Source organism: Paenibacillus sp. J2L1-98 (genome assembly GCF_056269405.1).
Map to the genome: position 1 here is coordinate 64,782 of NZ_JBWDNW010000008.1, position 20,421 is coordinate 85,202.

At 53.9% G+C, this 20,421-nt stretch carries 15 protein-coding genes; 3 read left to right on the top strand and 12 right to left on the bottom strand.

The window, feature by feature from the left end:
• Positions 1 to 129: 129 nt before the first annotated feature.
• The 8 genes from AC0YNZ_RS16455 to AC0YNZ_RS16490 all read right to left on the bottom strand — a co-directional run bounded on the left by AC0YNZ_RS16455 (position 130) and on the right by AC0YNZ_RS16490 (position 11,147).
• On the bottom strand, positions 130 to 318 hold the full coding sequence (locus AC0YNZ_RS16455; protein WP_054026245.1) for a hypothetical protein: 189 nt from the start codon (positions 316 to 318) through the stop codon (positions 130 to 132).
• A gap of 180 nt (positions 319 to 498) precedes the next feature.
• Positions 499 to 720, bottom strand: a complete 222-nt coding sequence (locus AC0YNZ_RS16460; protein WP_475827641.1) for a hypothetical protein — start codon at positions 718 to 720, stop codon at positions 499 to 501.
• Between the two features lie 135 nt (positions 721 to 855).
• Entirely contained in the window at positions 856 to 1,284 is a 429-nt protein-coding gene (locus AC0YNZ_RS16465; protein WP_475827642.1) for a PaaI family thioesterase, read from the bottom strand.
• 5 nt (positions 1,285 to 1,289) lie between these two features.
• Entirely contained in the window at positions 1,290 to 3,068 is a 1,779-nt protein-coding gene (locus AC0YNZ_RS16470; protein WP_475827643.1) for a long-chain-fatty-acid--CoA ligase, read from the bottom strand.
• 15 nt (positions 3,069 to 3,083) lie between these two features.
• Positions 3,084 to 4,874, bottom strand: coding sequence for an acyl-CoA dehydrogenase family protein (locus AC0YNZ_RS16475; RefSeq protein WP_475827644.1), 1,791 nt, complete (start codon positions 4,872 to 4,874; stop codon positions 3,084 to 3,086).
• A gap of 83 nt (positions 4,875 to 4,957) precedes the next feature.
• Positions 4,958 to 6,175: an acetyl-CoA C-acyltransferase gene (locus AC0YNZ_RS16480; RefSeq protein ID WP_475827645.1), complete on the bottom strand. Its 1,218-nt coding sequence runs from the start codon at positions 6,173 to 6,175 to the stop codon at positions 4,958 to 4,960.
• Positions 6,176 to 6,209: 34 nt separating this feature from the next.
• The gene (locus AC0YNZ_RS16485) at positions 6,210 to 8,651 is read right to left on the bottom strand and encodes a 3-hydroxyacyl-CoA dehydrogenase/enoyl-CoA hydratase family protein (protein ID WP_475827646.1); all 2,442 of its coding nucleotides are present in this window, start codon (positions 8,649 to 8,651) and stop codon (positions 6,210 to 6,212) included.
• A 228-nt stretch (positions 8,652 to 8,879) separates the two neighbouring features.
• Positions 8,880 to 11,147, bottom strand: coding sequence for a (Fe-S)-binding protein (locus tag AC0YNZ_RS16490; RefSeq protein ID WP_475827647.1), 2,268 nt, complete (start codon positions 11,145 to 11,147; stop codon positions 8,880 to 8,882).
• A gap of 237 nt (positions 11,148 to 11,384) precedes the next feature.
• Between AC0YNZ_RS16490 and AC0YNZ_RS16495 the strand changes: the two genes are divergently transcribed.
• From AC0YNZ_RS16495 to AC0YNZ_RS16505, 3 genes are all read left to right on the top strand, one after another.
• A complete protein-coding gene (locus AC0YNZ_RS16495; RefSeq protein WP_475827789.1) occupies positions 11,385 to 12,230 on the top strand; it encodes an electron transfer flavoprotein subunit beta/FixA family protein in 846 nt (281 codons plus the stop codon).
• Between the two features lie 1,931 nt (positions 12,231 to 14,161).
• Complete coding sequence (locus AC0YNZ_RS16500) at positions 14,162 to 15,154, top strand: electron transfer flavoprotein subunit alpha/FixB family protein (protein WP_475827648.1); 993 nt, start codon at positions 14,162 to 14,164, stop codon at positions 15,152 to 15,154.
• Positions 15,155 to 15,687: 533 nt separating this feature from the next.
• Entirely contained in the window at positions 15,688 to 17,040 is a 1,353-nt protein-coding gene (locus AC0YNZ_RS16505) for an Nramp family divalent metal transporter (protein WP_475827649.1), read from the top strand.
• 188 nt (positions 17,041 to 17,228) lie between these two features.
• Here the strand turns inward: AC0YNZ_RS16505 and AC0YNZ_RS16510 are convergent, their stop codons facing one another.
• The 4 genes from AC0YNZ_RS16510 to AC0YNZ_RS16525 all read right to left on the bottom strand — a co-directional run bounded on the left by AC0YNZ_RS16510 (position 17,229) and on the right by AC0YNZ_RS16525 (position 20,399).
• Complete coding sequence (locus AC0YNZ_RS16510) at positions 17,229 to 17,900, bottom strand: SOS response-associated peptidase (RefSeq protein ID WP_110770735.1); 672 nt, start codon at positions 17,898 to 17,900, stop codon at positions 17,229 to 17,231.
• Positions 17,901 to 18,089: 189 nt separating this feature from the next.
• Positions 18,090 to 18,941, bottom strand: a complete 852-nt coding sequence (locus AC0YNZ_RS16515) for an AraC family transcriptional regulator (RefSeq protein ID WP_475827650.1) — start codon at positions 18,939 to 18,941, stop codon at positions 18,090 to 18,092.
• 265 nt (positions 18,942 to 19,206) lie between these two features.
• A complete protein-coding gene (locus AC0YNZ_RS16520; RefSeq protein ID WP_475827651.1) occupies positions 19,207 to 19,920 on the bottom strand; it encodes a hypothetical protein in 714 nt (237 codons plus the stop codon).
• 26 nt (positions 19,921 to 19,946) lie between these two features.
• A complete protein-coding gene (locus AC0YNZ_RS16525; protein ID WP_475827652.1) occupies positions 19,947 to 20,399 on the bottom strand; it encodes a flavodoxin in 453 nt (150 codons plus the stop codon).
• Positions 20,400 to 20,421: the final 22 nt, after the last annotated feature.

Genomic DNA, 20,421 nt, shown 5'->3' on the forward strand with positions numbered 1-20,421 from the left:
ACGAAATTATGATTGCATGCTGATTTTCAGAAATTTTATAACTATGAGGCTGACAAAGGAGAACAAAAACAAAAAGACTTTGCATTCTGCCGATCGACAGTTTACAAAGCCGTATATTACATTGTGAGTTTAGCTGACCGAGGAGTTGATTCTGCCTAATTCATTTTCCACCAATGTCGTCAATTCATCTTCGTAGCCTCCGGTAATCCGGTACTTGCGAATATACTCTTTAACAAATTTACGCGGGTCCTTGGGTTGAAAAATTCTCGTTAGTTCCTTCAGGCTTTCCTTGACTTCATTCTGGCTATGTTTCGCCATGAAATCTCCTCCCCTTTACGTTGGATGGTCGTCCTAAACAGCATAATACGAGACCTCGTGCGGCAGTTTCACCGCAAGACCCCCCATCGGTGCAGATATCTCCATGGCCAATGAGTCGCAATGTTTGCATTTTTCTTACTATTATAACATTTTGATTTCGATTATGAAAGTTAACATTTGTTAATCTCTTGGAGCGGGTTGTTCGGGTTTCGCTTCCGTATTGTGCCCGCTTTCCATTGATTTTGCTGCAATGATGATATTTGGAGGCGAGACATCGGCTGCCTGGTCAGACGTTGAAGAGAGCCTGTCTTTACGAAACATTCTTAAATAAGCAATTACTCCAATTATGGCAACCAGCATTCCAAACGCTAAAACCAATGTCGTTACCCAGCCCTGAACCATATCCTCGCCTCCTTTCCCCTACTACATTTATCGGCATATCGCCGTCAATTATTAGTCCTTTTCAACACCTTAAAATCTTCCATTTATTAGGTATCATTATAACGAATCAGAAGCAGGCAAGCAAATTCCCTCTACCTAGATGACCCGATAAGCGCCGATTCCGATACTTAGCAGCTTGCCCCCTTCATCCTTGACCTGCGCTTGCAGCGTGAGCGTGCGATCCGTTCGATGTATCAGCTCTGCCTCGCATAGGAGCACGCCGCCCTTGCTGCTAGCGAGAAATTGCGTGTCTAAATTCGCCGTTACAGCCCGCTCATCCGGTACCGCAAGCATGACAACGAGCCCCATCGCGTTATCGAGCAGTGACATAAGCACGCCGCCGTGAACGATTCCGATCAGGTTTAAATGCCGATCCGAGGCATCCAGGCAAATAGTCGCTTTTCTGGCATTTGCCTGCACAACCTCGCAGCCGAGCGAACCCCAGAACGTCGCCTGCGCACGCTCCGCGAGTCTTGTCAGGTGTCCGGCCTGATCTGCCTGCTGAACAAACCGCTCCTCATCCATCCCGTTCACTCTCCCTTATGCTCAGCGGCCTGCTTCGTCTCCGCTTCCTCCTCCTGCAGCTTGCGGCGAAGCACCTTGCCGATCATTGTTTTTGGAAGCGTTTCCCTGAAGGAATAGTGATGCGGTACCTTGTAGGCCGCCAGCCGTTCTCTGCACCAGCGGTCCATCTGACTGGGCGATACCTCCCAGCCCTCCTTAAATACGATATATGCTTTCACCGATTCGCCCCGATATTCATCCTTCACACCGACAACCGCCGCTTCCCGCACGGCCGGATGCTCGAACAGCACCTCCTCCACCTCGCGCGGATAAATGTTAAATCCGCCTGCGATGATAACATCCTTAATCCGATCCATAATCGTAAAATAGCCATCCTCGTCCATTGTCGCGAGATCGCCCGTGTACAGCCACCCGTCCCGTAATACTTGTTCGGTTTCCGCAGGCTTGTTCCAGTATCCCTGCATGACCTGCGGCCCGCGTACGACCAGCTCTCCAAGCTCGCCTACACCCAGCCGCTCGCCTGTTTCCGGATCAATGACAACAGCATCGGTATCGGGGAAGGGTACGCCGATCGTGCCGATTTTTCGCCGCCCCCATATCGGATTGGCATGCGTTACGGGTGAAGCCTCTGATAAGCCGTAGCCTTCAATGAGCCTTCCGCCGGTTAAAGCTTCGAACTGTTCCTGCACCTCAAGCGGCAAGGCAGCCGACCCGCTTACACATACATTAATCGAGGAAAGATCCGTTTTCGCAGCGTCTTTATGATGAATAATCGCGACATACATCGTAGGCGCCCCCGGAAAAATGGTGGGCTTCTGCTGATTGATCGTCTGCAGTACCTTATCCACCTCGAACCGTGGCAGAAGAATAAGCGTGCCTGCCCGCAGCACCGACATATTCATTAACACCGTTAATCCAAACACATGAAACAAAGGCATCGCCGCAAGAAAGCGTTCCTTAGCATCTTCCGCCTTATAGCACCAAGCCGCGATTTGCATCGTATTCGCAACGAGATTCCGATGCGTCAACATCACGCCCTTAGGCGTCCCTGTTGTGCCTCCCGTATATTGCAGCGCCGCTAGCTCAGCGCCCTTTGCGAGCTCGGGCAGCGGCATAAATAGATGCTGCGCAGCGAGCAGCTTCTTATAGGCAATAACGCCAAAGCTGCCGTAAGGTATATTTGCTCGAAAGCCTTCTTTTCGCTGCTTAAGGGGATAGAGCAGGCTCTTCGGAAACGGCAATCCGTCCTTAATCGATGTGATAATCGCATGCCGAAGCTTCGGCAGCGGGCCTGCTTCCGGCAGCTCGCCCCGCACCCGGGACAAGCGCGCATACAGCAGATCAACCGTAATTATGGCGACGGCCCCGCTATCCGCAAGCTGATGCTCCAGCTCGCGTTCCACGTACAGCGGGTTCGTCTGCACGACAACGCCCCCTGCGAGCAGCACGCCGTAAAACGCTGCGACAGCCTGCGGGCAATTCGGGAGCATAATCGCCACGCGGTCTCCTTTGGCAATGCCCAGGGAAAGAAGGCCGGTGGCAAGGCGGACAGCTTCTCCATGCAGCTCGCGGTAGGTCAAATTTTTGCCAAGAAAATGGACAGCTGTATGGCCCGGATGGTTATTAACCGCATTTAACAAAAATTGGACGATACTCTGATCGGGATAGCTCTGCGAAGGAGAAACCTCCTTCGGGTAATGACGAAGCCATGGACGTGCGGGCTCTGCGGCTTCGGCAGGCGATTGCTCGGGCACAAGCGGGTCTTGCGGACTGAGCGGATCCATTCAAGCTCTCCCCCTTCACACGACATAATGCATACTCCGAATGACACGGGCGGCTATCGTCCGCTTCAAAGCAACCGTGTCGGAAAGCGGTGCGCGCATTAGCTTTTTCAAAATCGAAAGCTGCATTTGCAGCCCGTCTCCCTGCTCCAGCGCAGTAAGAGCACGCTTGGCTAGTGACTCGACCCGCTCCATCGCCTCCTGCACGAAAACCGTCGTCATCGCGATGGCATTCTCCGTCTTTTCCGAAGCTAAGCCGCCGCTGGCTTTGCATATTTTTTGCGAACGCAGCAGCACGCTTTCCATTGCAAATATTTCGATCATCAGATCGGCAAGCGAGCATAACACCTCCTGCTCCTGCTCGAGCCGCAGCCCCAGCTTCTGAACGGCAAGCCCTCCGACGGCGAGAAACGTTTTTTTCGCTTGCGCAACACGGTACGCCTCCTTGCTAAGCGGCTTTTCGAGCGGCGGAATCGGCATCGGCTGAACCAGCTCCGTTTGAAGCGAGCGCACCTTGCGCAGCAGCGGCAGCTCCCCCTTTAAAGCTTTTTTCATCAGCGTACCGGGAATGAGCATCCGGTTAATTTCATTTGTCCCTTCAAAAATCCGGTTTATCCGCGAATCCCGATAAATTCTCTCCACCTTATACTCGCGGATGTAGCCATAGCCGCCGTGAATCTGTACCCCTTCATCCGCTACAAAATCGAGCGTTTCGGATGCAAATACTTTTACGATCGAGCATTCTATCGCATACTCCCCGATCGCCTTCGCCACCTTCATGCCGTCTTCCGCCGTTCCGCTCCCCGCTTCCGTTGTCCGCAGCATCGCATCGATATAGCCGGCGGTCCGATAGACCATACTCTCCAGCACGTACGTGCGAATGTTCATGTCAGCCAGCTTGGCGCCAATGAGCGGATACGAGGAGATCGCCCGCCCGAACTGCTTCCGTGCATTGGCATAGGCCGACGCCAGTTCGATCGTCTCCTTGGATGAGCCGAGACAAGCTGCCCCAAGCTTGAACCTCCCGATATTCAAAATGTTAAAGGCGATGTGATGTCCCTTTCCAACTTCTCCAAGCACGTTTTGGGCCGGTACCGCCACATCTTCAAAAAATAAAGGGCGTGTTGAGGAACCCTTGATGCCCATCTTATGCTCCTCCGGACCGATACTGAACCCCGGCATTCCCTTCTCAACGATAAAAGCGGTAAAATACTCGCCGTCGACTTTCGCATAAACGATAAACAGGTCGGCAAAACCCGCATTCGTAATAAAGAGCTTAGAGCCGTTCAGAACATAATGCTTGCCGTCAGGCGAAAGCCTGGCTGTCGTCTTAGCCCCTAAGGCATCCGAGCCGGAGGCCGGTTCAGTCAAGCAATAAGCGGCAATACGCTCTCCTGACGCAAGCGCGGGAAGGTAGGCTTTCTTTTGGGCGGGCGTACCAAAAAACACGATGGGAAGCGTACCGATGCCCGTATGAGCGCCTACCGAAAGCGCGAACGACGAAGCGCGCGCTAATGTTTCCGCGAGCAGCGTCGTGCTCACCTTATCAAGCCCGAGTCCGCCGTAAGCCTCGGGCACATCTGCTCCCAGCAAACCCAGCTCGCCAGCCTTGCGCATCAGCTCTACCGTCAGGTCATAGTTCAGCGCCTCCAGTTCGGCATCGCGCGGCGTAATTTCCGCCTCTAAGAACTGCAGCGCCGCATCCCCCATCATCCGCTGCTCTTCCGTAAAATCCTCGGGCGTCACGACCGATTCCGGCACACTGTCCTCCACGACAAATCGACCGCCAAAACGTATCGTTTCCGTCATGCCGCAGGTCTCCCTTCAGTCAAATCGATTATTAGGCTCGTAAACAGTAATCGCCTTAAACCATTAACTCAATCAACTATTTATTATTTGGTGCCATACACTTCGATTACCCCGGCCGCTCCCATACCGCCCCCTACGCACATCGTAATGACGCCGATACCTCCGCCTCTCCGGCCAAGCTCATGAATAAGCGATACGGTAAGTTTCGTTCCCGTACAGCCAAGCGGATGCCCGAGTGCAATCGCCCCGCCGTTCACATTCACCCGCTCGGGATCGATGCCCAGCTCGTTGATAATCGGTACGCATTGCGCCGCAAAAGCTTCGTTAAGCTCGAAGAGATCGACCTGCGTTAGGCTAATGCCCGCTTTCCGCAGCGCCCCCGGCACCGCTTCGATCGGTCCGATGCCCATCACCTCGGGTGCGACGCCAGCAACGCTATAGCTGCGGAATACCGCGAGCGGACGTAAGCCCAGCTCCGCAGCACGCGCCCGGCTCATCACGATAACGGCGGCTGCGCCATCGCTCATTTGGGACGTATTGCCCGCTGTTACCGTTCCCTCTCGTGCGAACGAGGGCTTAAGCGGCGCTAACGTTTGAACCGTTGTCTCCGGCCGCACCCCTTCATCGGTATCGAATTGGAACACCTTCGACCAAGGCCGCCCAGCGTCGTTCACGCCCGAACGGCTTACCGTTATCGGCACGATCTCCGCTTGGAACTTCCCTGCTTTAATAGCCGCTGCCGCCTTGCGGTGGCTGGACGATGCAAAGGCATCCTGCGCTTCGCGCGTCACGCCATAGCGGCGTGCAACCTCTTCCGCCGTATGTCCCATGCCCATATAAACTTCAGGCCTCGTATCGACGATGACCGGATGCGGCGACAGCTTGAAGCCGGTCATCGGGACATGGCTCATGCTCTCGACTCCTCCGGCCGCGATTATGTCCGCGTCGCCGAGCCGGATGCGTTCCGCCGCATAAGCGATCGCTTGTAACCCCGATGCGCAGAAGCGGTTAATCGTAACGGCAGGCGTAGTCACCGGCAGCCCCGCATAAAGCGAGATGGTCCGGGCCATGTTTAGTCCCTGCTCGCCCTCGGGCATTGCGCAGCCGATAATGACATCCTCAATGAGCTCTGGCGACAGGCCGGGGAGCTTCTCAAGCGCGCCTTGCAGCACCGCTCGCCCAAGATCCTCCGCCCTTGTCTCGGCCAGGCTTCCCTTCGTTGCTTTGCCGACCGCCGTCCTCACCGCAGCAACGATAACGGCATCGCGATCGTGAACTTCAAACGGTGATGAAGCTGACATCCCGCTCTCCTCCTTTGAAAAAATATATTAGCCGTTAGTTGCGCAGCGGCTTGCCGGTCGCGAGCATATGGCTCATGCGCTCCTGCGTCTTGCGCTCCCCGCACAGGCTGAGGAACGCTTCGCATTCCAGATCGAGCAAATATTGCTCGCTCACCTCCGCGCCCGGTTGAATGTCACCGCCGGCGAGCACAGAGCCGAGCTTGCCGGCGATGAGCGCGTCATGCTCGCTAATATGTCCGCTTAGCCGCATCGCTTGCACCGCTACCTTCAGCACCGCAATGCCCTCGCGTCCGGCAACGCGGATGCGGCCCTCCGCTTTCGGCGAGTAGCCCGCCCGGTCCAGCTCGAGCACCGCCCGCTTCGCTTCGGCCATACGCGCCTCCTGCCGCATAATGACGCGATCCTGAGGACGCATCAGCCCGAGCTGGCCAACCTCATAGCCGCTGGAGGATGCTTTGGCCAGCGCAATCGTCTCAAACAACGCATTCAGATGCGGCTGCAAGTCTCCGCCCGGCTTGCCGCCGCTTGCGATAAGCGCCCGTTCTGCTGCCATCGCGGCCGCTTCCTTGCAGCCCCCGCCTGCCGGAATGAGACCAACTCCCGTTTCCACCAATCCAAAGTATGTCTCCGGGGAATAAATAATGCGGTCGGCAGGCAGGCAGGCTTCTACCCCGCCGCCCAGCGTCATCCGGTGCGGAGCCGCAACGACAGGCCGGTCAAGCCGCTTAAGATCCAGCATGCTGCTTTGGAAGAAGCGGATAATATCCTCGACCTCATCCCAATCTCCGTTTTGCGCCTCCATCAGCAGAAGCATCAAATTCGCGCCGACGCAAAAATTACGCCCTTCATTTGCGAGCACCAGCCCGCGCCAATTTTGCGATACTTCCTTCACGCTTTGCCTAATGGCGGATAATATATCACCCCCGATTGCATTGTTCTGCGAATGAAATTCAAGCAAAGCGACATCATCGCCAATATCGATCAAGCTTGCGCCAGGTGTGGAAAACACCGTTTTCCCGGAAGCTTTTAACGCCGCTAAAGAAATCGTGTCCGCTTCCGCCTCTTCCCGCTTATAAACGCCGCCCGCCGCATAGAGCCGTTCGGCGCCCTCCGCAAGGTAAAAGCTTTGATGCCCCGCTTCCAGCCAAGCCGTCACCCACCCCGGTATTTCATCGCCCTCCTTCTGCATTTGCTGAACCGATTCCCGGAGCCCGATCGCATCCCACAGCTCGAACGGCCCAAGCTCCCAGTTGAAGCCCCAGCGCATCGCGCGGTCGATATCCGAGATGGAATCCGCGATGACTCCGACTTGAGCCGCTGCATACAGCAGCGTTTTTTTGATCGTCGACCATGCGAATTTCGCGTAGCGGTCATGAGGATCGGTTCGGAGCAGCGCTCTGACCTTGCCCGCCGCGCCCTTCGCCGCTTTGGACGCATCGAGAACGGGCGAGTTCACCGGACGCTTCTGTCCGTACTCGAGCGTAGCCAGCCTAAGAGACTCAATTTCACTGCGGCCTTTCCCCTTGACCTTCCGGTAAAAGCCTGCTCCGGATTTTTCGCCGAGTCTTCCTGATGCGACCAATTGCTCCAGCAGCGGCGGCCTTGCAAAAACCGCTTGCTCACCCGGGTCGCTGCTTCTCTCCCGCACATTGTCCACGACATGTAGCAGCGTATCTAATCCGACCAGATCGAGCATGCGCAGCGTCGCCGTCTTCGGCCTGCCCATTGCAGGGCCGGTCAAAGCGTCCGCCTCCTCCACCGTCAGTCCGAAGCGCAGCGTATCTTCGAGCGTGACGAGCATGCCGTAGGTGCCGATCCGGTTCGCAATGAAATTTGGCGTATCCTTCGCGAGTACAACGCCCTTGCCCAGCCGCTTCTCGCAAACCTCCGTCAGCAGCCGCACAACCTCGGGCGACGTGTCTGCGGTAGGAACGATCTCGACAAGCTTCATATAACGCGGCGGGTTAAAAAAATGCGTCACCCCAAAGTGCCGGCGAAACTCCTCGCTCCTGCCCTCTGCCATTGAAGCTGCCGACAGGCCCGACGTGTTCGTAGAGACGATGGACCCCGGCCTGCGAACGGCTTCAATCGCGGCCAAAACCTCCCGCTTAACATCCAGCCGCTCGATAACCGCCTCAACGATCCAATCCGCCTCGCCAAGCGCAGCCAGATGATCGGTTAAATTGCCCGGCGTGATGCGCGACGACCATGACGGGTCATAGAGCTGCGCCGGCTTTGCCTTGCTCATTCCCGCAACGGCCGCGTTCGCCAACCGGTTGCGAACCTTGGCATCGGAGAGCGCCAACCCCTGCCTCTCCTCCTCCGGTGTTAGCGTCTGCGGAACTATGTCCAGCAGCACGACCCGCATACCCGCATTCGCCAGGTGCGCGGCAATGCCGGCCCCCATAACGCCGGAGCCGATAACGGCGGCTCTGCGAATCGAGCTTGCGTTTTTTTGCGACGCTTGAAACGTCATAGTCAGCCTCCTCTTATTTAGCTTATTGCCGCTTGTTCAACCGCCAGCCCCTATGAGGTGCTGGCAGGCACACGTACAACTGGCCTCTCATTGCCGAATTCGCTCACCTAGCAGCTCCTCTAGGATTGGCGGACAACTGCATAACTGACTGCTCATTCGCCGAATATGCTGTGCTCTCGGCTAGCAGCTCCTCTAAGGATTCTGACGGACATTCACATAACTGACTGCTTATTCGCCGAAAATGCTTTCGGCTAACAGCTCTGCCACATCGCGCGCAATCACCTTCTCGTCCGCGGATAACGCCTTTAAGCCATCCTCCATCATCGTTAGACAATAAGGACAGGCGGAGCTGATCACCGACGGCTTCACCTCAAGCGCTTGAGCGGTTCTTGCATGATTGACCCGAGTTCCCGAATGCTCCTCCATCCACATCAATCCGCCGCCCGCCCCGCAGCACATCCCGTTTGAGCGAGAGCGCTCCATCTCTTCTATCGTTACCCCTGGAATGGCGCGCAGCAGATTGCGCGGCGCCTCGTAGGTGCCGTTGTAGCGGCCCAGATAGCAGGAATCGTGAACGGTCACACGCTCATCGATCGTATGCACCGGCTTCAACAACCCTTTCGCAAGCAGACGCGCGAGCAGCTCGGTATGATGCTCCACGATAACATCAGGACTGAGACCAAAGTCAGCATATTCGTTTTTGAACGTGTTATAGGTATGAGGGCAGGCGGTTACGATTTGCGTAACGTCATATTTGCTGAGCGTCTCTATATTCTCGCGGCACAGCTCTTGAAAGAGCAGCTCATTTCCGATCCGCCTTGCCGTGTCCCCGGAGCTCTTCTCCTCCAAGCCAAGTGTCGCGAAGCTGACGCCCGCATGGTCCAGAAGCCGCACCACATCGTACAAAACACGGCGGCTGCGTATATCATACGCTCCCATCGAGCCGGCCCAGATCAGGATGTCGGCCTTCTTGCCCTGCTGCTTCAGCTCCTGCATCGTTGCGACTCGAATGCCGGTGCGGCTCTCGCAATCGGCAATCCAAGCGGCCCGCTCGGCGCGCGGTAAGCCCCAAGGATTGCTTTGACGCTCGATGTTCTGCAGCGCGCGCTGCCCATCGCTTGGCAGCCTGCCTTCCATCAGCACCAGATAACGGCGCATATCGATGATTTTGTCGACATGCTCATTGCCAACCGGACATTGCTCCTCGCAATTGCGGCAGGTCGTGCACGCCCACAGCTCCTCCTCGGTCAAAACCTCGCCGATCAACTCCACCTCCTCCGGTTTTGCAGCTTCGCGTATGCTCCATGCGCCTGCCTGCGCAGCCATCGTCGGCTCAATCGTCGTCCCCCCCTCGTAGGGCGTCTCCCAAGCGGGCAGCACCCCTCCCATCACATGTGCGTAAGGAGCATTTGCTTTGGATTGCCACAACCCGGCAGGAAGCCATGGCGACTTGGATGTGATTGCAGCTCCTTTTTCGGTCAAATGATCCCTCAGCTTTACGATGAGATGCATCGGCGACAGCAGTTTACCGGTATTCGAAGCCGGACAAACATTCGTACAACGTCCGCATTCGACGCAGGCGTATAAATCAAGCAGCTGCTTTTGCGTAAAATGCTCCACCTTCCCCGCTCCGAAGGATTCTGCTTCCTCGTCCTCCAGGTTTAGCGGCGTAAGCCGGCCGGGCGGCGTGCTGCGCCGGAACCAGAGATTGACCGGAGCGGTCAACAAATGAAAATGCTTCGACTGCGGCACGTAGACTAGGAAGCTCAGCAGCACCAGCAGATGCAGCCACCAAAATAATTCAAACCCGGCGCGGGCCGCTTCGCTTTGCGGCTGAATGCCGGTTCCCTCAAGCAGCATTGCCAGCTGGGCGCTGACCGGGGCATAGCTTGCTTTGACCAAATGCGCGGCAGGCTCGTTTGACGATGTCACCATGCCCTGCTGGCTCTCCTGCGCCAGTCTCTCAAAGGCTAAAGAAAACAAGATCGTAAGCATCAGCAAGCCGATAAACCACATGACGAGCGACGGCTTCCACCCTCGCTTTAACCGTGGAAGACGCTCTCCGTAACGGCGGAAGGCGCCGTACAGCACAGCTGCAAATACGAGCGTTACGGCCATCTCCTGCGTTAGCGAGAACCAGTTATAATAGGGCAGCGGAAGCGGTACGCCGTCGTTCAATCCTTTCCAGATTAAATCCGCCGCACCAAACTGAAGCACAATAAAGCCGTAAAAATAAACCAAATGCATGATTCCGCTTCTCACATCATTCAGCAGCTTGCGATGGCCGAGCACTTGTCCGCTGAAGCCTGATTTGCTTTGCGGTTTGCGCCGATAACGCGCAAAAACAGCCGGCACCCCAAGCCGCATATACATGATGCGCCTCTGCACGACCACCGCGAACATGGAAATGGCAAGCAGAACTACCGCTGCGAACAATGTAAATCTTCCCCATTTCAACCATTGGTCGTCATGTATGAATGCCAATAACGATGGCATATGCCCCGCCCCCCTTTTATGCCTGTTTATGTAACCAAGCACCAATGCGCGAAGTAGTCGGACAAGCCTTAAAGCGCTTACAAAAATAGCCGCAGTGCTTCATGTATATGAGCTTTTTACGTTGAACATGCCGCTCAGAAGGCGAATGCCCACGGTCTATTCCATCGCAAATCGACATATCGTAGCACTGATGGACAGAGTGAACAAAATATCGGAATAAGTGAGGGAGCTTCTATGCTGAAAATAGTGGTGCTTCTCAAGCAAACGTTCGATACCGAGGAAAAAATAGTCTTAACGCCTTCGGGCGTCGATGAAAGAGATGCCAAATTTGTCATTAACCCTTACGACGAGTATGCGCTGGAGGAAGCGCTTCGCCTGCGAGAGCAGTTCGGAGGCACGGTAATCGCACTTACCTGCGGCCCCGAGCGGTCGCAGGAGGCGCTCCGCACCGCGCTGGCTATCGGAGCGGATGAGGCGATACGGCTGGATAGCGCGGTCTTGCCTGATGACAGCGCCTCCGTCGCTTCCGCGCTGGCTGCCGTAATCGGGCCGCTTGTCCCTGATCTGCTGTTAGCGGGATTGTTTGCGGTAGACAGCGGTGCCGGAAGCGTAGCTTTGCAGATCGCGCAGCAACTTCGCTTGCCGCATGCGACCTCCGCCGTTAAGGTTACCATCGTCACTGCTGACGAGCTAAGCTCCCTACCTGCGGCTGGGCTGCTCAGCACTCCTGCTGCTGTGAGCGCCGAGCGTTACGCATTAGTCGAGCGGGATGTAGAAGGAGATACGGAAACCGTTTCGATTCCGCTGCCTGCGCTCATTACGGCACAGCAGGGATTAAACGAGCCGCGTTATCCCTCGCTGCCGGGCATTATGAAAGCAAAGCGCAAGCCTCTGCGCACGGTGACGCTTGAGGAGCTGACCGGCAGCGGCTTGCTCGCACCTGAGAGCATTTCGGCGCGCACCGAACGCACGCAGCTGCTCCCGCCACCGCCCCGCGCAGCTGGCAAACGCCTCCCCGGCGCTCCGGCGGAGCAGGCGGCAGCGCTTATTTCACTGCTGCGCGAGGAAGCCAAGCTTCTGTAAGGTTAGGGTAGGCGCGTGGGTGAGGTGAGAGGTATTGGTTTGAGTAACCCTCTACTACGTGCAGCTATGTAACTCTTTCGTTGGTGGAGGCGTTTGGGCGCGGCAAGTTTACTTAGTTTGACTAACCCACTACTACGTGCAGCTATGCAGCGCAGCTCTTTCGTTGATGGAGGCGTTTGGGCGCGGCAAGTTTACTTAGTTTGACTAACCCCCTACTACGTGCAGCTATGCAGCTCTTTCGTTGATGGAGGCGTTTGGGTGGGGTTAGCGTATTTAGTTCGGTTTAGCGAAGCTAAAACAAGGCGGTACATCGGATTAGCTGCATTAGTTCAATTGGGCGAAGCTAAATCAGCCTTTTTCATGATGCTGCGATAAAACAGCCCTTTTAGTTGCCCGAAATGGAACTAATTCGCACTCTCCAGAAAAGGGAGACGAATTAGTTCCATGAAATGAAATTAGTTGATGTTGAGAGAAGCATGTCAGACGTAGGACCTTACTCCGTGCAGCTATGTAACTCTTTCGTTGGAGGAGACGCGGGTGGGCGAGGCAAGTTTACTTAGTTTGACTAACCCCCTACTACGTGCAGCTGCGTAACTCTTTCGTTGGTGGAGGCGATTGGGTGGGGTTAGCGTATTTAGTTCGGTTTAGCGAAGCTAAAACAAGGCGGTACATCGGATTAGCTGCATTAGTTCAATTGGGCGAAGCTAAATCAGCCTTTTTCATGGGGCTGCGATAAAACAGCCCTTTTAGTTGCCCGAAATGGAACTAATTCGCACTCTCCAGAAAAGGGAGACGAATTAGTTCCATGAAATGAAATTAGTTGATGTTGAGAGAAGCATGTCAGACGTAGGACCTTACTCCGAGCAGCTATGTAACTCTTTCGTTGATGGAGGCGTTTGGGCGAGGCAAGTTTACTTAGTTTGACTAACCCCCTACTACGTGCAGCTGCGTAACTCTTTCATTGGTGGAGGCGTGTGGCTGAAGTGAGCGTATTTAGTTCGGGTTAGCAAAACTAAAACAAGGCGGTACATCGGATTAGCTGCATTAGTTCAATTGGGCGAAGCTAAATCAGCCTTTTTCATGATGCTGCGATAAAACAGCCCTTTTAGTTGCCCGAAATGGAACTAATTCGCACTCTCCAGAAAAGGGAGACGAATTAGTTCCATGAAATGAAATTAGTTGATGTTGAGAGAAGCATGTCAGACGTAGGACCTTACTCCGTGCAGCTATGTAACTCTTTCGTTGGAGGAGACGCGGGTGGGAGCGGCAAGTTTACTTAGTTTGACTAACCCCCTACTACGTGCAGCTGCGTAACTCTTTCGTTGGGGTAGGCGTTTGGGTGGGGTTAGCGTATTTAGTTCGGTTTAGCGAAGCTAAAACAAGGCGGTACATCGGATTAGCTGCATTAGTTCAATTGGGCGAAGCTAAATCTGCCTTTTTCATGATGCTGCGATAAAACAGCCCTTTTAGTTGCCCGAAATGGAACTAATTCGCACTCTCCAGAAAAGGGAGACGAATTAGTTCCATGAAATGAAATTAGTTGATGTTGAGAGAAGCATGTCAGACGTAGGACTTTACTCCGTGCAGCTATGTAACTCTTTCGTTGGAGGAGACGCGGGTGGGAGCGGCAAGTTTACTTAGTTTGACTAACCCCCTACTACGTGCAGCTGCGTAACTCTTTCGTTGATGGAGGCGTTTGGGTGAGGTGAGCGGTATGGCTTAGAATAACCCCCCACTTCGTACAACTACACATCTCTTTCGTTGATGGAGGCGTTTGGGTGAGGCGAGCGGTATGGCTTAGAATAACCCCTCGCTCCGCACATCTACACAGCTCTCTCTTGGAGAAGGCGCAGACAAATGTGAAAGAAGTTTATTCAGCTTAGGTAGAGATTAATTGCATCGTAAAAGTTATGGGAGAGGAGCTGAATCCTATGTCCAAAACCATTCTCGTATTTGCAGAAAGCCGGGACGGCGCACTCCGCCGGGTGGCGCTGGAGGCACTCGGCGCAGCACGGCGGCTCGCAGGCAAGGACGGAGCTGTCCATGCCGTTCTTGCCTGCTCCGGCGGCGCGGCGGAAGAAGCCGCCGCGCTCATCGCGCGGGGTGCGGACGTCGTACATATCGCCGACGATCCTTCCCTTCGCGCCTTCGCGCCCGAGGCGTACATCGCCGTCCTGGGCGCGGCAATGGCTGCGGTGAGGCCGGACGCGCTTCTGCTCGGCCACACCGCTATGGGGCGCGAGCTCGCGCCCCGCGTGGCCGCTGCCCATGGCGCCGGCCACATAGCCGACGTCATCGCCATCGAAGCATCTGACGATGGCGGCGACGTCGGCTTCATTCGCCCGCTCTACGCCGGCAAGGCGTTCGAGCGGCGCAGCTTCATGCCGGGCCATCCGTGGGTCATCACGGTGCGCCCGAACAACCTGCCGGCGGCCGAGCCGCAGGATGCCGCCGCCATCACGGGCACCGCCCTGACTCTGCCGTTCACTGTGCCGCCGCTTTACACCGCTGTGCGCAGCCTTGTGCGCCGAACCGGCGGCCAGCTTGACCTTGCCGAAGCCGACATCGTCGTGTCCGGCGGTCGAGGCGTGCGCAGCGCAGCAGGCTTCGAGCCGCTGCAAGCGATGGCTGCTGCGCTCGGCGGCGCGGTCGGTGCTTCGCGCGGCGCATGCGACGCCGGCTATTGCGATTATGCCTTGCAAATCGGGCAAACCGGCAAGGTCGTCACCCCGCAGCTCTATATCGCCTGCGGCATCAGCGGCGCCATCCAGCATTTGGCCGGAATGAGCCAATCGCGCGTCATCGTCGCTATCAACAAAGACCCCGACGCACCTATTTTCGGCGTCGCGGATTACGGCATTGTCGGCGATTTGTTCGAGGTTGTGCCTCTTTTGACGACAGAACTTCAACGCACTCGCTCATAACCTCAATACCGTCTGCGTTATCGTAGGAAACCTGATCGGGATTGCGCCCATATGCGAACCGCTGTGCAAATAGCCGTTCGTATGGGCGCATTTTTCTCTTCGCACCAAAAAAATAACAGAAGCCAACCGCCTTCAGGGGGAGTCTTGACATTTTGAAAAAAGGTCATGAATTCTGTGAAGTAAAGTTGTTACATAATCCCCCTCGATTCACTTGTTTATATCCTAAGACGTATAATTAAAATACTGTTATCCATACTAATTGTGGTATTCGTTACCTTTGCCGGGGCTCAGGTTGCAAGTGTCTTTGTTATAGCATTAACCGGCCTTCAAATCCAAGCAGTAAGAACTGACATATCTACTCTCCCTCAGCTCTCCTTAAGCGCATGATTCAATAGTTTCCCTAGACAAAAAAAGTTTCACATGTACAATGTAAATTAGCAAATACTTTGGTCATTTTATTACCCCAAAAGTTGCGTGTACATAAAACTACTTTCCAAACCCACAACGTTGTTTTACTGAAATGAGGTGCTATTATGCTTAATAAAGATTCAAATATAGCGTCGAACAAGGAAGAGGGTTGGCGCCACCAAAGAAACGCACCTTCGCTTCCTGAAGTGTTCAGATCGATGAAAGTTCCGGGCAAAGGCTCAGTCATCCGTAAGTTCCTTGCATTCGCGGGACCCGGATACATGGTTGCCGTAGGTTATATGGATCCGGGCAACTGGGCGACAGACCTTGCAGGAGGCTCACAATTCGGATACACCTTGTTATCTGTCATCCTTATTTCAAATTTGATGGCCATTCTGTTGCAGGCGCTCTCTGGCAAGCTTGGCATTGTAACAGGCCGGGACTTGGCGCAGGCCTGCCGCGATCATTATAGTAAACCAGTCGCCATGGTTCTATGGTTGCTGTGTGAGGCAGCGATTGCAGCTTGCGATCTGGCAGAAGTCATCGGATCAGCCATTGCGCTCAACTTGCTGTTCGGCATTCCACTGGTTGCTGGTGTCATTATTACGGCGCTGGATGTCTTAGTCGTGCTATTCCTGCAAAATAAAGGCTTTCGCTATATCGAAATTCTCGTCATTCTACTTATTGTGACGATTGGCGGTTGCTTTGCTGCCGAGATGTTCATGTCGCAACCTGATATTGCTGGCATCTTCGGAGGCTTCGTACCCAGTACGGAAGTGATCTCCAATCCTGCCATGTTGTACATTGCGATTGGCATTCTGGGCGCTACCGTGATGCCGCATAATCTGTATTTGCACTCCTCTATTGTACAGACACGGCAGTTTGAACAGACGGAGCTTGGCAAAAGACAGGCAATCCGTTATGCAACGACAGATTCCACAATCGCGCTGTTTTTCGCATTGTTTATTAATGCAGCGATTCTAATTCTGGCAGCAGCGACCTTTCACCAATCCGGTCAAACCGATGTCGCTGATATTAACGAAGCTTACCGCTTGCTGACACCTGCGCTTGGCACGACGCTGGGCAGCATCTTGTTTGGTGTGGCTTTACTCGCATCCGGGCAAAATTCAACACTAACTGGAACGCTCGCAGGCCAGATTGTCATGGAAGGCTTCCTGAACATTCGCCTGAAGCCTTGGCTTCGCAGATTGATTACTCGCTTAATCGCGATTGTGCCTGCTGTTATCGTGACAGCCATAGCCGGAGCGGACGGCACAATGGATCTGCTCATTCTCAGCCAAGTCATTTTGTCGCTGCAACTGTCCTTTGCTGTCGTTCCGCTCATCCAATTCACAAGCGATAAGAGCAAGATGGGTGTATTCGTCAACCGCCCGCACACCAAAATCATTGCATGGATAGTAGCTGCTGTCATTATTGGATTGAATGCCTACTTACTGTTCCAAACCTTCTTCGGCTAAAATTTCTCGCACAATCCATTTCCTCAATAAGTTTCAGTCTATCTCAAGCACAAGTCCTGCTGGGTTGAATTAATTCGGAGATATAACAGTACGACAAAAAGCAGATTTTCCTTAAAGCAGGAAAATCTGCTTTTTACTTATAATTATCGGCCTAGCGTATATTTGCTCTAAAATGCAGGTACGCTCCCTCAAGCAAAATCCGGACGAATCTCACGGATGCAATCAGGCGAATCGTACAAATCATCATGCACCGCGTTCGTAACCGGGTAGGCACGCATGAGATAGGAGTCCATCGCTTCCAGATGCTTGCGCAGTCCGCTAAATTCCGTGATGCGCGGATTAAGCCAGTCCTCCATACCATCCTCGTCCAAAATAACCGGAACCCGAGGCTGCCAAACCGACATCGCCCCTGTCGAAGCGGCTGTGATCATTGTGAAGGCGCGCACCTCTTTGCCGCTTACATTTTTCCAGCAGTCATAAATGCCTGCAATTCCGAACAGCGGCTGACTCGGAACGACGATGTGCATCGCCCTGGGATCGCGCTCTTTCCCAAATTGCTTCTGTCCAAAAAAACCGCTGCACGGCAGCACACATCTCTGTCTCCGCAGCATCCGCTCTAGAAAAGGCTTCTCGGACAGCGTCGTGTGATCCGCGTTTATCGCATCCTTGGCCCAAAAAGGGAATAACCCCCATCTCGACTCCTGTATCGTCCTTTGGTCAAAACGATCATTCATTACGATCGACACCGTCTGTGTCGGCGCTACTTTAAACCGGTTCGTATGCCCCCGGATTACCTTGCTTACCTGAAACATTTCAACTATATCGCCAATATCTGCCGTTAACGAAAACCGTTCAATCATCGCGACCACCCTTTTCACGTTGTTGAATCCAGTTTTTGTTAAAAGTAAATATTTTATGCAGCGCTGCTGATCAAAATTACTTAAGCGGCAGGAGCCGGAACATTTGGTCTTACTATTCCTCTCCACCCCGCCAGCCTGCAGCTTCTGAAATGGGCAGATCACTGCGGAACGGATGGGTTTGCTGCTAAACTACGTCGTAAACCGTTTACGGAATTTCAGCGGAGGCATTCCCGTATGCGCCGCAAAAAGTCTCGAGAAATGAGGCGTCTGCCGGAATCCGGTATCCTCCGCAACCCGTGCAATCGTCCAGTCTGTTTTGATGAGCAGCAGCTTGGCCTGGTCGAGCCTGTAATAAAGCAAATATTGCTGCGGGGTGCAATCGAACACCTCGGTCATACAGCGTGTAATATAGTTGGTGTGCAGCTGCAGCACGTCGCTCAGCATCGTGTTGCTGATGGGACTGCGGTAATTCAGCTTCAAATAGGCGGCTGCCCGCTCCGCTACCGATACGGCCGCTTTAGCGGCATCCGAACGCCAGCCCTCATCCAGCATTTGCAGCAAATGCAAAAACCGCTGCTGGCGATCCCAAAAAGCGCCGTGCGACGAGCTTTTGGCCGCTTCATGCAGCTGTGAGAAGATGATCTTCGCTTCATCCGGATATGTCAGCTTCATTTGTTTCGGCAGACGGATGGCATAGGTATAATAGTCGCCTCTCAGCGAACCGCTTTGATTGCCGACCGTCTCCTCCCATGCGCCCACCGTCTGAAAATGAATCCAATCAAACACCGTTTCCTCCTCGCACGGACGGGTCGAATAATGCCAGCGGTCCGGCCGCAAGATAAGCACATCCCCCGGCCCGAGCGTCCAACGGCGGTTATCCTCCGCTACATGCAGTGCTCCCTTATTTACAAACAACAAATCAAATACGCCAAGGTTCGTCCGGTTCGGATGCTCCTCGCCTGCGTGATAAGTGATTCGGTTTGATTCTATGAAAAACGGCAAAGGCGGTGAACGAAACGTTAGTAATAGCTCCTCTGACAACCTGATCTCTCCTTATACAAGTTTTGCGAAGCAAAACTTACTTCGAAAGCATATGCTTAGTTTTGCGAAGCAAAACCCAATTCGAAAGCATCCCATAGTTTTGCGAAGCAAAACCCGCTTCCCCATGTGTAAATATGCAAAAATGACTACTGCCCATGTTACTTGAAAACCGTTTCATTTGTCTACAACAAAACATAGCCCCCACTATTTTCGCATCCGGAAAATAATTGGGGGCTATGCACTCTCTACTATGACATAGTCAACTTTACATCACTAGCTGTACCGGCGACCCGGGATTGGCCTTGAACACATCCGCCTCCGGCAGCAAGCTTTTGATTAAATACATATAATCATACGAACGCTCGAGCGACGCCTCGTCTGGCACAAAGACCGTTCTCCTGCCAGTCAGAAGCGACAGCACTTCAATGCGGGACGGAAGCTTCTCGAAGGCATTCATGCAAAATACCGAAGTCATATGGAACAATAACTCAAGCGAATCCCGGTCCGTATCGACGGCAAGCTTCTGCACGATATAATCATCAGCGGCGCCTTCTTTATCGGCTGAAATCAAATGAAAGATTTGCGATATTTCCAAATCAAGCTCATCCACATAGGTCGTCATCTGCTCGTAGAAAACGATCGGCATGGCCGGACACGGGCCGTCAAGCAAAAAAGCAGTCAAATGCTCCTTAACCAACTGCTTCATTTGCAAATAATGCTCATCCGAATGAAACTTATAATTGCGGTTCGTCCACCAATGCTCAATAGAAGCCTCAATCGCTTCTTGCGTTCGAGCCTCGTCCGGAAGCCCATAAAAGTCGTTTATGCTGTGGCTGGCCGCGAATTGGACCATTTGCCGCCAGTTTACGTCTCGCTCCCGCTTGCGGCCCGATTTCATTTTTGCGAACTGTTCGGGGCAGCGCAGCAGCTCCTCCAGCTTATAGTCTTCAATTCTTAATACCGTTGGGATTTGCTCCATTGCACCCGGCCGCCCTTCTCGTTTAATTATCCGGCAACCGCTGCAAGGCCCGCAATTTGACGCCCTAAGCCTCTGCCTTGCTCTTTTTCATCCTCAGACGGATTGTACTCAAACTTGATGCAATCGCCCGCAATCGCCGCGCCAAGCTCCTTCAGCTTCGCTTCAATCGTATCGACCGCGCCGCAAAAAATCGGATACGACGTGTCTCCCGAACCAAATACGGCTGCTTTCTTGCCGCTTAGATCAAGCGAATCCATAGCTTCGAAGAAATCGATAAACTCATCCGGCAGCTCGCCGTCCCCCCATGTGTACGCGCCAATGATGATGCCCTCATAATCATTAAGCTCATCCGCGCTCGCATCGAAGGCTTCCTTCGAAACGACCTCCGCTCCTGCTTCCTTTGCTCCTTCTGCAATGGCCTCTGCCATTTCTTCCGTATTTCCCGTCATGCTTGCATACACTACAAGTATTTTCGGCATCTGTCATTCCTCCGCTTCCTGC

What these genes read in the sequence shown, in the direction of transcription:
- AC0YNZ_RS16525 (WP_475827652.1), bottom strand. Translation starts at nt 20,399, where the DNA reads ATGCCGAAAATACTTGTAGTGTATGCAAGCATGACGGGAAATACGGAA.
- AC0YNZ_RS16485 (WP_475827646.1), bottom strand. Translation starts at nt 8,651, where the DNA reads ATGACGTTTCAAGCGTCGCAAAAAAACGCAAGCTCGATTCGCAGAGCC.
- AC0YNZ_RS16480 (WP_475827645.1), bottom strand. Translation starts at nt 6,175, where the DNA reads ATGTCAGCTTCATCACCGTTTGAAGTTCACGATCGCGATGCCGTTATC.
- AC0YNZ_RS16460 (WP_475827641.1), bottom strand. Translation starts at nt 720, where the DNA reads ATGGTTCAGGGCTGGGTAACGACATTGGTTTTAGCGTTTGGAATGCTG.
- AC0YNZ_RS16520 (WP_475827651.1), bottom strand. Translation starts at nt 19,920, where the DNA reads ATGGAGCAAATCCCAACGGTATTAAGAATTGAAGACTATAAGCTGGAG.
- AC0YNZ_RS16510 (WP_110770735.1), bottom strand. Translation starts at nt 17,900, where the DNA reads ATGATTGAACGGTTTTCGTTAACGGCAGATATTGGCGATATAGTTGAA.
- AC0YNZ_RS16490 (WP_475827647.1), bottom strand. Translation starts at nt 11,147, where the DNA reads ATGCCATCGTTATTGGCATTCATACATGACGACCAATGGTTGAAATGG.
- AC0YNZ_RS16505 (WP_475827649.1), top strand. Translation starts at nt 15,688, where the DNA reads ATGCTTAATAAAGATTCAAATATAGCGTCGAACAAGGAAGAGGGTTGG.
- AC0YNZ_RS16470 (WP_475827643.1), bottom strand. Translation starts at nt 3,068, where the DNA reads ATGGATCCGCTCAGTCCGCAAGACCCGCTTGTGCCCGAGCAATCGCCT.
- AC0YNZ_RS16500 (WP_475827648.1), top strand. Translation starts at nt 14,162, where the DNA reads ATGTCCAAAACCATTCTCGTATTTGCAGAAAGCCGGGACGGCGCACTC.
- AC0YNZ_RS16455 (WP_054026245.1), bottom strand. Translation starts at nt 318, where the DNA reads ATGGCGAAACATAGCCAGAATGAAGTCAAGGAAAGCCTGAAGGAACTA.
- AC0YNZ_RS16465 (WP_475827642.1), bottom strand. Translation starts at nt 1,284, where the DNA reads ATGGATGAGGAGCGGTTTGTTCAGCAGGCAGATCAGGCCGGACACCTG.
- AC0YNZ_RS16475 (WP_475827644.1), bottom strand. Translation starts at nt 4,874, where the DNA reads ATGACGGAAACGATACGTTTTGGCGGTCGATTTGTCGTGGAGGACAGT.